At 45.0% G+C, this 13,014-nt stretch carries 16 protein-coding genes; 14 read left to right on the top strand and 2 right to left on the bottom strand.

The features are described from left to right. Nucleotides 1-81: 81 nt before the first annotated feature. Together spo0A and WH46_RS09680 are read left to right on the top strand one after the other, a co-directional pair. Nucleotides 82-903, top strand: coding sequence for a sporulation transcription factor Spo0A (spo0A, locus tag WH46_RS09685; RefSeq protein ID WP_046226560.1), 822 nt, complete (start codon nt 82-84; stop codon nt 901-903). A gap of 275 nt (nt 904-1,178) precedes the next feature. Continuing rightward, nucleotides 1,179-1,562, top strand: coding sequence for a hypothetical protein (locus WH46_RS09680; RefSeq protein WP_046226559.1), 384 nt, complete (start codon nt 1,179-1,181; stop codon nt 1,560-1,562). A gap of 134 nt (nt 1,563-1,696) precedes the next feature. Here WH46_RS09680 and lexA read toward each other — a convergent pair whose 3' ends face one another. Further along, a complete protein-coding gene (gene lexA / locus WH46_RS09675; RefSeq protein ID WP_017812455.1) occupies nt 1,697-2,323 on the bottom strand; it encodes a transcriptional repressor LexA in 627 nt (208 codons plus the stop codon). 275 nt (nt 2,324-2,598) lie between these two features. Here lexA and WH46_RS24035 point away from each other — a divergent pair, with 275 nt between their 5' ends. The 4 genes from WH46_RS24035 (at nt 2,599) to WH46_RS09655 (ending at nt 5,099) form a co-directional block, all read left to right on the top strand. Beyond that, nucleotides 2,599-3,183, top strand: coding sequence for a LysM peptidoglycan-binding domain-containing protein (locus WH46_RS24035; RefSeq protein ID WP_156172245.1), 585 nt, complete (start codon nt 2,599-2,601; stop codon nt 3,181-3,183). 119 nt (nt 3,184-3,302) lie between these two features. Next, nucleotides 3,303-3,503 carry a DUF896 domain-containing protein gene (locus WH46_RS09665; RefSeq protein WP_046226558.1) on the top strand — a complete coding sequence of 67 codons (201 nt, stop codon included), beginning with the start codon at nt 3,303-3,305 and terminating at the stop codon, nt 3,501-3,503. Nucleotides 3,504-3,756: 253 nt separating this feature from the next. After that, nucleotides 3,757-4,281, top strand: coding sequence for a hypothetical protein (locus WH46_RS09660; RefSeq protein ID WP_046226557.1), 525 nt, complete (start codon nt 3,757-3,759; stop codon nt 4,279-4,281). A 20-nt stretch (nt 4,282-4,301) separates the two neighbouring features. Next, complete coding sequence (locus tag WH46_RS09655) at nt 4,302-5,099, top strand: HAD family hydrolase (RefSeq protein ID WP_197088265.1); 798 nt, start codon at nt 4,302-4,304, stop codon at nt 5,097-5,099. A gap of 141 nt (nt 5,100-5,240) precedes the next feature. Here WH46_RS09655 and WH46_RS09650 read toward each other — a convergent pair whose 3' ends face one another. Further along, nucleotides 5,241-5,780 (bottom strand): cupin domain-containing protein, encoded by a 540-nt coding sequence (locus WH46_RS09650; protein ID WP_017812450.1) that lies wholly within the window; start codon nt 5,778-5,780, stop codon nt 5,241-5,243. Between the two features lie 504 nt (nt 5,781-6,284). Here WH46_RS09650 and rnz point away from each other — a divergent pair. The 8 genes from rnz (at nt 6,285) to WH46_RS09610 (ending at nt 12,999) form a co-directional block, all read left to right on the top strand. Continuing rightward, the gene (rnz, locus tag WH46_RS09645; protein WP_046226555.1) at nt 6,285-7,205 is read left to right on the top strand and encodes a ribonuclease Z; all 921 of its coding nucleotides are present in this window, start codon (nt 6,285-6,287) and stop codon (nt 7,203-7,205) included. A gap of 107 nt (nt 7,206-7,312) precedes the next feature. Beyond that, nucleotides 7,313-8,098 (top strand): TIGR01457 family HAD-type hydrolase, encoded by a 786-nt coding sequence (locus tag WH46_RS09640; protein ID WP_046226554.1) that lies wholly within the window; start codon nt 7,313-7,315, stop codon nt 8,096-8,098. 72 nt (nt 8,099-8,170) lie between these two features. Then, nucleotides 8,171-8,995, top strand: a complete 825-nt coding sequence (locus WH46_RS09635) for an Fpg/Nei family DNA glycosylase (protein ID WP_017812447.1) — start codon at nt 8,171-8,173, stop codon at nt 8,993-8,995. Nucleotides 8,996-9,014: 19 nt separating this feature from the next. Continuing rightward, on the top strand, nt 9,015-9,362 hold the full coding sequence (locus WH46_RS09630) for a cyclic-phosphate processing receiver domain-containing protein (RefSeq protein WP_046226553.1): 348 nt from the start codon (nt 9,015-9,017) through the stop codon (nt 9,360-9,362). A 17-nt stretch (nt 9,363-9,379) separates the two neighbouring features. Continuing rightward, the gene (locus tag WH46_RS09625) at nt 9,380-9,703 is read left to right on the top strand and encodes a YbbN family protein (protein WP_052714182.1); all 324 of its coding nucleotides are present in this window, start codon (nt 9,380-9,382) and stop codon (nt 9,701-9,703) included. A 25-nt stretch (nt 9,704-9,728) separates the two neighbouring features. Next, nucleotides 9,729-10,799, top strand: coding sequence for an SAM-dependent methyltransferase (locus WH46_RS09620; RefSeq protein WP_046226552.1), 1,071 nt, complete (start codon nt 9,729-9,731; stop codon nt 10,797-10,799). A 39-nt stretch (nt 10,800-10,838) separates the two neighbouring features. Beyond that, nucleotides 10,839-11,309, top strand: coding sequence for a DinB family protein (locus tag WH46_RS09615; RefSeq protein WP_052714181.1), 471 nt, complete (start codon nt 10,839-10,841; stop codon nt 11,307-11,309). Nucleotides 11,310-11,502: 193 nt separating this feature from the next. Then, nucleotides 11,503-12,999, top strand: coding sequence for a serine/threonine-protein kinase (locus tag WH46_RS09610; protein WP_046226551.1), 1,497 nt, complete (start codon nt 11,503-11,505; stop codon nt 12,997-12,999). Nucleotides 13,000-13,014: the final 15 nt, after the last annotated feature.

Raw genomic sequence — 13,014 nt, 5'->3', positions numbered from 1 at the left:
GATATTAATACCTTAAATACCAATTTATTACATATATCAATTCCTATATATTCTTTACTATACAAAAGGAGGGTATTAGATATGATCAATGTACTGGTTGCAGATGATAACAGGGAATTTACGCAAATGCTGTCAGACTATATTTCGAATCAGGAGGATATGCTTCTTGCAGGAATGACTTACAACGGGGAACAGACCTTGCAATTGATTGAAGATCTAACGGAACCACCGGATGTTGTGTTACTGGATATCATTATGCCACATTTGGATGGATTAGGTGTATTGGAGAGGCTTCCGGATATGCATATCATCCCCAAGCCCAAAGTGATTATGCTTACTGCATTTGGACAGGAGCAGATAACTCAGAGGGCACTGGAGCTGGGAGCCTCTTATTTTATGCTTAAACCTTTTGATCTTCAGGTATTAGGCAGCCGGATCAGACAGCTGGCAGATGTACCGGCAAGTGAGAGAGCAATGCGGCCACCATCAGCTATATCGGTGTCTCGTCCTACAACTACACCGGCAGTAACTAATGTCAGCAAAGAACAGCGTTTAGAGGCATCTATTACCAGAATATTGAATGAAATCGGTGTACCTCCGCATATTAAAGGTTACCAGTATGTCAGGGAAGCTATTGCAGAAGTATATCACAATATTGATATACTCGGATCAGTAACCAAAGTGTTGTATCCTCAAATAGCAGAGAAATTCAACTCCAATCCAGCCCGGGTAGAACGAGCAATCCGCCATGCTATTGAAGTGACCTGGAACCGGGGAGATATGAGCCATATGAGTCATCTTTTCAATTACGAAATTAATGTAAGTAAAACAAAGCCAACCAATAGCTCTTTTATCGCGGCCATTGCGGATAAGCTGAGAATAGATCATAATATTTTTCCTTAGAGGGACAGTGAGTAATTCAATAATCACTATTATTCACACTGCTCTCTATCTAAATCAAAAGAGTTTAGTATAAGTGCATCTAGTATTATATTTTAATGCTGATCCATTTGTATTCAAATAATTGCATAAACATATTTCTGAGATGAAATAAAACATTACGATTTGAGATGACCAGTCCTATTTTGAACGATATAGATAACTCTGCGGTCAGTGCGGGTAATAAATGACTGACCACTTACTGCAGCATCAGTCGGACAAACAAAGGAGGCATTTCAATGGACAAGGAAGTCAGGAAGCGTCTGGTTACTATTTGTGAGATGCATATCAGCAATCTGGAGGAACAACTGCGCAAGCTGTACACGATCGAGAATCCGCTTCGTGGAAGCGATGTAGCTGGCGGAGAGATTATTGATGTAAGAGTAGAATTGGAGATTTGCAGACGATTGGAAGAAATCTACCAACGCATTGATATTGATGGAGCTAATGAAGGTGAGACATACGATATGTATCATTCCTATTCTTTCCATACTACGAAGGCCAAAGAAGTATTTGAAGCAAGAAAATTAAAGCTGGAATTACAGCATGCTGCTGAGATTAAAAATATTAATTTGCTGTTAGAAGGTTTCATTTTGGAATTGAACAGACTACACAAGATGTAACAGAATGAATGGCAATACAAAAAAGACTCCTGAGAGGAGTCTTTTTTGTGTTATAGGCAGGTTCATCAGAAAAATGAACTTGCAACAAGATTAATCATATCGCATAAAGTCGAATAATTTGCCTATCCCAACACTTAGTGCAGGTTGCGGAACAAACCTACTACTTTACCGAGGATCGTTACACGAGTCAGACGAAGAGGCTCGTACATCGGGTTCTCCGGCTGCAGACGAATATGATCTTTTTCTTTGTAGAACGTTTTGACAGTGGCTTCGTCTTCCTCTGTCATGGCAACTACGATATCGCCGTTATCAGCAGTCTGCTGTTGACGAACAATAACAAAGTCACCATTATGAATACCGGCGTCAATCATGCTGTCTCCGACAACGGAAAGCATAAAGATCTGATTGTCACCTGTAAATTGTTGTGGAAGAGGGAAATAATCCTCGATATGTTCAGTAGCAGTGATCGGTACGCCGGCGGTAACTTTGCCGATAATCGGTACACGAGACACAGTCTGCGCGAACAACAGATTATTTTCGGTTTCTTCCTGACCCAGCAACTCGATAGCACGAGGTTTGGTAGGGTCGCGGCGGATCAATCCTTTTTTCTCCAGACGATCCAGATGACCATGTACAGTAGAGCTGGAAGCCAAACCTACAGCTTCACCAATCTCACGGACGGACGGCGGGTAACCTTTGAGTTTAACTTCATTCCGGATGAATTCCAGAATTGCCTGTTGGCGACTTGAAATCTTGGACATGCCGTATCAACCCCAATACTAGTAACGTTTGGAAAAAGTATAACATAGAACTTCCGTTCGTACAAACATAAGTTCTAAAAGCCAGCAACTATTTCCCAAGTGAAGCAAAGCAGTTAATCCAGCCATTCAATAGTACTGGTATCTCCTGCTGTATCTATCATACACTTCATTCAAAAAAAGCGAACGAAAGTTCGTAAAAAGGTGTTGATCAAAACATATGTTCGTGTTATATTATTGACGTAGAAACAAGAACAAACGTTTGGGGTGTGGTATTCATGTTAAAATACAGTACATACAAAAGTATACACAATCAGCCGGAGCAGCAGGATCAGTCCGCCGCTTCCATCAAAAACGATACTCAACATACACCTGCTGCATCAGAGACTCGCAAAACTGCGCGAATCGCATCTTCATCCATTCCATCTGCACAAACAGAAAAAGGGCTTACAGTTGATGCCTGGACCTATGCTTCGGAGCCAATCGAAGATACCCGTCAACAACGCAAATCGGCTTCACAGCCCAAAAAAGCTAAAAAATCCCTTCGTCAAAAAACGCTTAATCTGATCGAAATGACTGTACAGAAATCAAAATGGAAATCCAGTGGACGTCTACTGATTTGTGTACTGTTTGCTTCTATTGTTTTATATGGTGGTTTTCAGCATCTGGTGATTGCTGATGAGGTACCTGACAATGAACAGCATGTTATCGTCAAAAGTGGCGACAGCCTATGGGCAATTGCTTCCCGATACAAATCGGATGAAACGGATATTCGTGATTACGTGGATGAAATCCGTAACCATAACCAACTGGCCTCTTCCCAAATTCAGAGCGGCGATGTACTGGTCATCCCGTACGATTAACGAGTATATTTATAGGATATTTCTATATTGATATATAAAAGGCTTGTCAGGCTCTAATAGCCTTGACAAGCCTTTTTTTCCATGTCAAAGTTAATAAAGATAAGAATGGGAGGTTAGTCATGGACATCGATGTACTGATTGCACGTATTAATGAATTGGCACGCAAAAAAAAGGAAACCGGTCTGACCGCAGAAGAAACAATCGAGCGGGATGAACTTCGTGCCGTCTATCTTGGTAATATCCGCCGCAACTTCCGTCAGCAGCTGGACACTATTGAATGGGTTGAGGATGCTGAAGAAGGTACGCAGGGCAAGCGCTGATCTGCAGCATCTTGTCCAGGATAGTTCACACAAATAAGATGGTATTGTTAGATCTTCATTTATAATAAGATGCAACAACCATACAGGGATGTCATAGCTGATCATGGCTGGACATCCCCTTTCATTTCAATAATTTTACAAAATGTAAGCGTGTTGAGATTGTTAAATCGTATATCAGGAAGCGATCGATTGCGGTTCAATCAATCTGAATATAGAACAAACATCTTTTATATTTTATTTAGGGGGAAATCGCATGTCCCGTTCCTGGGAGAGGCAAGTCAAACGCAACACCAAGCAGGTCAATGCCCGCCGTAAAAAATCTGGTCAGAGCGAAGTGGGCAGCAAGAGTCCCAAAGCTTCCGAGTATACTACTTACAAAGGCCGGAACTTCGTATTCCCGGCTACCCTGGTACTGTTAGGGCTGGCTTATGGAGCAATGGGGCTGATGTATCCTGCTTCTATGGGCAGCACCGTACTATTTATTGTAACCGTAGTGATGTATCTGCTGCTGGGAGTTATCTTGTATCTGCGCAGACCGTATCTAAAAGTTGGCAGAGATGCCGTAATTACGACCAAGTTCAATCGTGAGCGTCTGGTGACGGCAGCACAGATCAAAAAGATCCGTTTGCAAAAAAACTACGTGGTAATCGAGCATAGCGGTAAAGGTGGCGCATGGGTATTCGCGCGTACACTGAATCGCTATGATACCGATGCAATGGCTGTTCAACTGAGAACTTTTGCAGCAGCTAACCAGGTTACTCTTGAAGATAAATTGTAATACAGACTAAGGGGGATTTGATGTTGAGTATTGAAGCGGTTTTATTCGACCTGGACGACACCTTATTATGGGATGAACGCAGTATACAGGAAGCTTTTGAACAGACCTGTCTAACGGCACAGCAAACGGTAGGTGTAGATGCCTCTGCTCTGGAACAAGCTGTGCGCCGTGAGGCCAGAGCACTGTATGAATCGTATGAGACTTTTGCTTTTACTCAACAGATCGGGATCAATCCATTTGAAGGATTGTGGGCGCAGTTTTCGGCAGGCGAGCAGCCTGAATTCCGTCAGTTGCAGCAGCTTGCACCAATATACCGCCGTGATGCATGGCGAAATGGATTAAGTGCGCTGAATATCCAGAATGAGCAGCTGGCTGACCAGCTTGCCGAGCAGTTTGTACAGGAACGTCGCAGCCGTCCTCATATATATGAAGAGACGCTGCAGATTCTGGGCGAACTGCAAGGAAAGGTCAAACTGCTGCTGCTTACCAATGGATGTCCTGCTTTGCAGCAGGAAAAGTTGGATGGTGTACCCGAGCTGACTCCATTTTTTGACCATATTGTGGTGTCTGGCGCATTTGGTAAAGGAAAGCCAGATCCGGCTATTTTCCATCATGCACTGGAACTTCTGGATGTACAGCCCCAGCATGCATTAATGGTAGGAGACAAGCTGACTACGGATATAAAAGGAGCTCTTGCAGCCGGGATCAAAGCTGTCTGGGTGAACCGCAATCACAAGGTGAATGATAGTGAGATTCATCCCGATTACGAGATTGAGCGTCTGACCGACCTTCACGGGATCACTGCTCAACTGGTCTGATCTTTCGCTGGTCTACTGTATAACAACAAAACAACCCCCTGCGGCTTAAGTGCACAGGGGGTTGTTTTAGTGAATATTTTTCTGTGATATCTGTAATCTCTGCTTTTGGTAAATGATATTAAAGCTATCGATGATAACCAATTAGGCTTTTTGGAAGGATGAATCTGCGAATGGGTGTGCTACCCAGCCGTCGGTTTCTACAAACAAGCGAACAGCAACGATTTTGCGATTATCCACCAGTGTGAAGAAGTGAGGTGTATTCTCGGGCACAGAGATTACATCACCTGGCTCCAACTCTACATCAAAGTAACCATATTCCGGACTTTTAATGATGAAAATACCATTGCCGGATACAATCGCACGAATCTCGTCTTCGGTATGGGTATGAATCTCCTCGAATTTGGCGAGCTTGGCTTCGAGATCCGGTGTTGCTTCGGACAAAGTAATGACATCCCAGGTACGGTAACCACGACGTGCTGAGAGATCTTTGATTTCGGCATCAAATGTAGTCAGAACCGCCTGCTTCTGTTCATCAGTCAGCGTGAAATTCTCACTCAGTTCTGGAGCCATCTTGGACACATCCCATTTTTCGTATACAACTTCATGTTTGTTCAGAAACTCCAGGACGTTGTCATCTCCAGCAATTCGTTCATTGGTATTTCTAATTCTGATTTCAGCCATCGGATTACCCTTCTTTCATCATTTTTATGATGTATTATAAAAGAAAATGCTTTCTTTGTCGACACTTTCATTCAGAATTCATGAGGATCAGACTTTAAAGCATATTTAATGATCATAAAGCAAGATACAGTCATGTTCAACCGAGCAGCATGATAACTTGATTTTATATTTTTAAATAAGGGTATTAGAATAAATCAGGCACTTGTGCCGAATAATTTGCATAGGCTATGAACAGTGCAGGATTTAGTGACTTTTGGAAGTGCCCATATCGTGGTATTATAATAGAGTTGAGCTTGAATGATGTAAGATCCGTGATCGGTACCGGAATGGTTTTCGGGCCGTGACGGTAGGGATAACAAGCACAATCCTCCGAAGTTATCGGAGGATTTTTATTAAACTGCGGCAAGCCTGGATTGTGGGCCTCATTATGACGCTAATCGGCTTGCTGTGCAACAATACGCTAACATCATGAAACGCTATATATAGAGAGAAGGTTGTTTTGGTATGGAATTATATTTTCTGGGAACCAATGCAGGAGTACCCACCCTGCAGCGTAATGTGACTTCAATTGGATTGCGGCTCTATGAAGAGCGCAAAGCGCTTTGGATGTTTGATTGTGGAGAAGGAACACAGCATCAGATTCTTCGCTCTCAGCTCAAACTGAGCAAACTCGAGAAAATCTTTATTACTCATCTGCATGGTGATCATTTATTCGGATTGCCTGGGCTGCTGTCCAGTCGCTCCAATCAGGGCGGAATTACTCCACTGATCGTCTATGGACCTCCGGGAATTAAGCAATTTGTTGATATGACACTTGGATTGAGTCAATCGCGTATGGAGTATGAACTGATTGTTGAAGAGCATACAGGTGGAGTTGTTTTTGAAGATGAGACATTCCGTGTAGAATCCGCTCTGCTGGAGCACCGGATCGATAGCTACGGCTACCGGATCATTGAAAAAGATCGTCCCGGACAGCTTAACCAGGAACTGCTCAAGCAGTACGGTATTAAGCCGGGACCCATTTACGGAAAATTAAAAAATGGTGGTAGTGTACAGCTGGAAAACGGAAATACTCTGCATTCTCACCAGGTAGTGGGACAGCCCAAAAAGGGTAAAATCGTTACAATCCTCGGGGATACCCGTCCGTGTCCCAATGTAGAAAAGTTGGCGCAAGACGCCAATCTACTCGTACATGAAGCAACATTCAGTGACGATCTCAAAGAAACGGCACGCAAATATTATCACAGCACTGCTGTGCAGGCTGCCGAAGCCGCCAAAGCAGCAGGTGTGGGCGAACTCATTATGACTCATTTTAGCTCACGCTACAAAGACGAAGACCAGCTTCATCCGTTGTTGGAAGAAGCGAAAGCCATATTTGCCAACACAGTGCTCGCAGAAGAACACAAACTATTTCCAGTGCATTAATCTGTTGATCTACCCCCCAAGTTGCGGCAAGGTAAGCAAATCGTTTGCCTTATGCCGCAACTTTTTTTACAATGGGGATTGTGAGTAATAGAGAGGATGGCTTGAAGATGAGCAATCGCAAAGGATTACTGATTGATCTGGATGGTACACTTTATCATGGTGATCGGGTGATTCCCGGTGCAGCGGAGTGGATAAGCAGTCTGGATGAGGCAAACGTTCCTTATTTATATGTAACAAACAATTCTTCCCGTACAGCGGAGGGAGTGGCGGGGCATCTGCGTCATCTTGGCATTGAAGCTTCTGCTGATCGTGTATGTACTTCAGCGCTTGCGGCGGCAGCCTATATCGCTGCAGAGTCACCGGCAGCATCCGTATATGTAATCGGTGAACCGGGGCTGCATGAAGCTGTATCTGAAGCAGGGTTGCATATTACCGAGGAAAAGCCGGATTATGTGCTTCAGGGAATAGATCGTTCTTTTACATATGAGAAGTTAACCAGTGCTTTACGGCTGATTGGACAGGGAGCCCGTTTTGTATTGACGAATCCTGATCTTCAGCTGCCTTCTCATGATGGATTGCTGCCTGGAGCAGGTACACTGGGCGCAGCAATTTCTGCAGCATCCGGTGTAGAGCCTGTTGTTATCGGCAAGCCTTCTTCCATATTGATGAAATATGCGATGGAACGTCTTGGACTGCCTGCTGCGGATACGATTGTAGTAGGAGATAATATGATGACAGATATTGCAGCAGGAGCTGCCGCAGGCTGTTATACTGTGCTGGTGACAACCGGTGTGACAACAATGGATAATCTTGCGAGTCATCAGACACGCACAGGCGTGAAGCCGGATCGGATTTGTCATACATTGGCAGAGATTCAACCGGATAAGCTATAAGGATTATACAGACTCATTATCTGTGTAGTCATGAAATATAGGAATGATACTTGGAGAGAGAGGGATACACCTATGCCTGAATTGCCAGAACTCGAAAATTATAAAATCCAACTGACAGGTTATATTCTGAATGTCGCTATTGAGAAAATGGTCGTTCATCGTCCAAAAGCTACAAATATAGAGGCAGATCATGTCAATCTGATGTTGGCGGGTAACCGGATTGCCTTTATAGAACGTCGTGGTAAATACTTGAACCTTCATCTTCACAGTGGCCATCGCTTGCTGATCAGCATTGTGCTTGGAAGCTCGCTCTACTATGGTATTCGCGAGCAGAATGCAGACCGCAAGTCGGATGTGGAGCTCCAATTTGAGGATGGAACTTCGCTGTACTATACAGCTGGGCGTCAAGGACTAATGTATTTCTGCTCCGCCAAGGAGACACAGGCGTATTTTGAAGACCTGGGACCGGAAGCAACCGATCGCAAGCTGACCAGAGAACAGTTTATTGCTCTGTTCAAAAGCCGCAGAGGTGCCCTTAAGACCGCTTTGATCAATCAATCTTTGATCGCCGGTATTGGAAGCTATTATGCAGATGAGATTGCTTTTACGGCAGGCCTGCTGCCTTCTGCCAAAGTACAGGATCTGGACGACGAAGCATTGTCCAAGTTATATGATGCTATACACACCGTATTGGAAGAAGCGATTGAGACAGGTGGACATATGGAAGGACAGCCGCTGACAGCCAATGACGCGCTGACTGGCGGATTCCATGCGCTGCGCCGTGTCTATGAACGAGAAGGTGAGCCTTCTGTAAGGTCTGCTACAGACAAAGTGGTCAAAACCGAAGTGGCAGGCAAAAAAACCTACTACTGTCCGGCATCCCAATTCGAACAATAATAATGGGAGGAACAGGCTGATGATCAATCTGTATATGGATGATTACCGCCCATGTCCCAGCGGATTTGCGCTGGCAAGAGACGGAGAGGAATGTCTGATGATGCTTCGTGATTGCGAAGTGAACATCCTGTCGCTCGACCATGAACTTGGCTTCGGTCAAATGGATGGAACAGATGTAGTGAAAGCCATGATTCATGAAGGACTGTATGCGAAAGAAATCTATCTTCATACATCTAGCATGCATGGCAAAAAAAGAATGTATGAGCTGCTTTATCAGGCGAAGCCGGAGCATGTGACTATTCATAATGGACCGATGCCGGCAGAACTGCTCGAACAGGTTGCCCGCGACGCCGGACGCAGCGAATAATACAGGGAGTGATCGGTATGATTCAGGAATTAACGGAGCAGGAGGCATTGGAACTCGCCTCGCAATCGGGAGAGGCTGCTGCAATCTATATATACACTCCGTTATGCGGTACATGCAGAATGGGCCGGCGCATGCTGGAAACTTCTCTGCCGCTGCTGCCGGATCATATGACCTATGCACTGAATATCAATTTTGCTCCCCGGTTTGTGCAGGCTTATGAAATTACAAGTGTGCCCTGTCTGATTGTTTTTGAAGCATGGCGTGTAAAAAGCCCGCGTATGCTTTATCGGATGGAATCAGTGCAGCGTATACTTGAACATATACGGAGTGTTATTGTATAAACTATTGGAGGCTATAAGAATATTCATGAATGAAGAGAACATTACACAGCAGGAGCAGGACACACAGGCGGAATCACGCTGGATCGGTACGGCTAATCACGGATTTGCCGCCTACGCGCAGGAGGAACTGAAACGTCTTTTTGGCTCAGTCAAAAGTTCGGTTCTGATACACGGTGAAGTGCTTTTGCTGACACTTCCTGCAGCACCAGAGGACGTTATCGCCCGTCTGACAGTGGAACCACCCATGTTCCTGCGTCATATTCAGCCGGTACGTTACGATCTGGTAATGGAGCAGCTGGAGCCTGAACAGCATCCGCTGGATGCACTGACAGAGCTGCTGCTCAAACGGGAAGAATTATACGGAATATCCCTGTCGGTCCAAGTGCGCAAGACAGGCGATGCCGCAGTAGAAGAGAATATGTCTGAACTGCGCCATCTGCTGGAAGAACGATTGTCCTCACTGCATTCCGAGTACACTGTACAGAATCCGGATCTCATTTTGTCCGTTTTCTGGACGACAGATCGTCTGTATGCAGGTATCTCGCTTCCGCAGGATAATCTGTCTGACTGGAACGGCGGCGCTGTACGTTTTCAGCGGGAAGAAGGGCAAATTTCCCGTGCCAAGTTCAAATTGCTGGAAGCAGAAAAAGTATTCGGTATTGATTTTACCAGCTTCCGTTCCGGACTGGATGTAGGTGCAGCTCCGGGAGGCTGGACTTCGTTCCTGTTGGAAAGAGGGATTAAGGTAACAGCAGTAGATCCTGCCAAAATGCATCCTTCCCTACAAAACCATCCGAATCTCAAAGTCGTTCGGCGTAATGCATCGGAAGTGAAGCTAAGCGCAGGTGAATTCGATCTGCTCGTCTGTGACATGAGTTGGAGTCCCAAACTGACTGCCCGGCTTGTGATTGATCTGCTGGACGCTGTAGTTCCCGGCGGTACGGTTATTGTTACTGTAAAGCTGATGCACAAAAAACCGCTGGCACTGATCAAGGAAGTAATTCATACATTTGAGGGAGCGCGTCTTCAGGTTCAACGTGCCAAGCAGCTGTTCCACAATCGTGATGAAATTACACTTTATATGGTAAAGTACTAATCTGTAATAGTTTGTATATCTTTGAGAGGGATGTGCATTATGCAAAATGCAATCTATCGTTATTTACCAGATATGGAACGTTTTATAGAACAGGTACGCTGCTATTCCGAGGCAGAATTGCAATTTAAGCCTGCTCCGGCATCATGGAGCATTCATGAGATCGTTGTTCATCTCTATGATGTGGAGATTGTACTGCAGCACCGCCTCAAAGCTATTCTGGCTGAAGATAATCCGGTGATTGTGGCTTTTGATCAGGATCGCTGGGCGCAGCGGCTGGGTTATGCTTCCCTGGATATGGAGCATCACCTCCAGGCACTTCTGGCGATGCGCAAAGCATTTGCTCCTGTCCTTGAGACCATCACGGAAGAAGATCAGAAACGTACAGGTCAGCATAATGTAGATGGAGAGATTACGGCTCGCGAGCTTGTAGAAAAGCTCTGTGTCACTCATCTGGAAGGTCATGTGAATCAGATTCAGCGTAATCGTGAAGCTTTTGCAGCACAGAAATAACCTTGTTACACTCAAGAGGAGTCTGAAGACTCCGGTTATCCTTTACAAAATCAGATGCAGTTACTATAATACAGATATATAAATACACAACGGATAGGGAAAGCCTCCCGTCTTTTGAACAGACATTACAGTCTGTTTAGATAGACGGAGGCTTTCCTTTTTTTGTTGTGTAGAGAGAGGAGAGCTATTCTATATGATTCATCCAACCCGGCTGTATCAGGGAATGGTACTGGCGGAGCGCTATCGTATCGAGGGCAAACTGGGAAGTGGAGGTATGAGCCATGTATATCTGGCACACGATCTGAGATTACCCGGGAAGAAATGGGCGGTCAAGGAAAGTGTGGCTCTGCCGTCCCAATACAGGGAAATAGCTGCAGAAGCCAAAATGCTTACTGCGCTCAGCCATCCATTCTTGCCGCGAATTGTTGATTTTATTACAGAGGATCCTGATGGCTATACCTATATGGTCATGGATTATATTGAGGGAGAGACACTGGAACAGAAATTCAAAAGGCAGCCTGCAGAAGTAGATGCAGCATTTATTATGCGTTGTGCCGATCAACTCTGTAATGTACTGGAATATTTGCATCAACATGAACCTCCGATTGTATTTCGTGATATGAAGCCATCCAATGTAATGATTACTTCGGAAATGGATATACGGCTTATCGATTTTGGTATTGCACGGATCTTCAAGCCCGAGGAAAGTCAGGATACTGTAAAGCTAGGCACTATCGGCTTCGCGGCACCCGAGCAGTATGGAAGCGGACAGACTGATCATCGTTCCGATCTCTATGGACTGGGAGCCCTCATCTTGTATTTGGCGACAGGAGGGCATTACAGTGAATGGATGCCTGGTATCGAGAAATTTATTAGAAATGATATACCCCGTGCTATGATTCCGGTGATTCGTAAGCTGCTGCATCATCAACCTGCAGAAAGATACCAGTCTGCTGCAGACACTCGGCAGGCACTGGGACAGATCGTAAATGAGCAGTATAACCGAGCGGATAGAAGATCGGGTACTTTTGTTGGTGGGTGGAACAAGATAACACAAGTCATTGCAGTCATGGGAGCTACGTCAGGTACAGGCACTACCCACACTGCGGTAGCGATTGCCCATTATCTGGCGAGAAGTCAGCAAAAGGTTGCACTGGTAGAAATGAATGATCATCCCGGAGCGTTTGCCCGTATACAGCAGGTAGCGGTAAATGGTATGGCCGAACAGCAGATGCTGCTGGAAGAACGGAAGTTTACGCTGGAAGGAGTAGATTACTGGCGTGAGTCTGCCAGAGCAGAAGTAGTCGGTCTACTGGGTGGAAGCTACAGGTTTATTATTCTCGATCTGGGACGTTATCAGCAAAATGCCAGACTGGAAGAATTTTTGCGTGCAGATATCCCTATTGTAGTTGGATCAGGCGCTGAATGGCGTTATCAGGATGTGCTGAAAATGGCTGCAGATTTGCATAGATACCCTCAGGACAAATGGCATTATTATCTGCCTTTGTCTCCAGGCGATGCAGTAGAGCGGTTGAAGCATGAGCTGCATACAGAACAGGTATACAGTATTCCCTGGCATCCAGATCCATTCGATAACCAGCCGGCAACAGCTGCCGTACTAAAAAAACTATTTGGCGAAGAGCTATCTTCATCGGTCAGGAAACGCAAATTATGGTTCAATCTTCGTTAACAAAAAGAAAAGGAG

The organism is Paenibacillus dauci (genome assembly GCF_000971985.1).
Taxonomy (GTDB): domain Bacteria; phylum Bacillota; class Bacilli; order Paenibacillales; family Paenibacillaceae; genus Saccharibacillus; species Saccharibacillus dauci.
The sequence above is the reverse complement of the archived record's forward strand: the minus strand, read 5'-3'. Positions and strand labels throughout refer to the sequence as shown.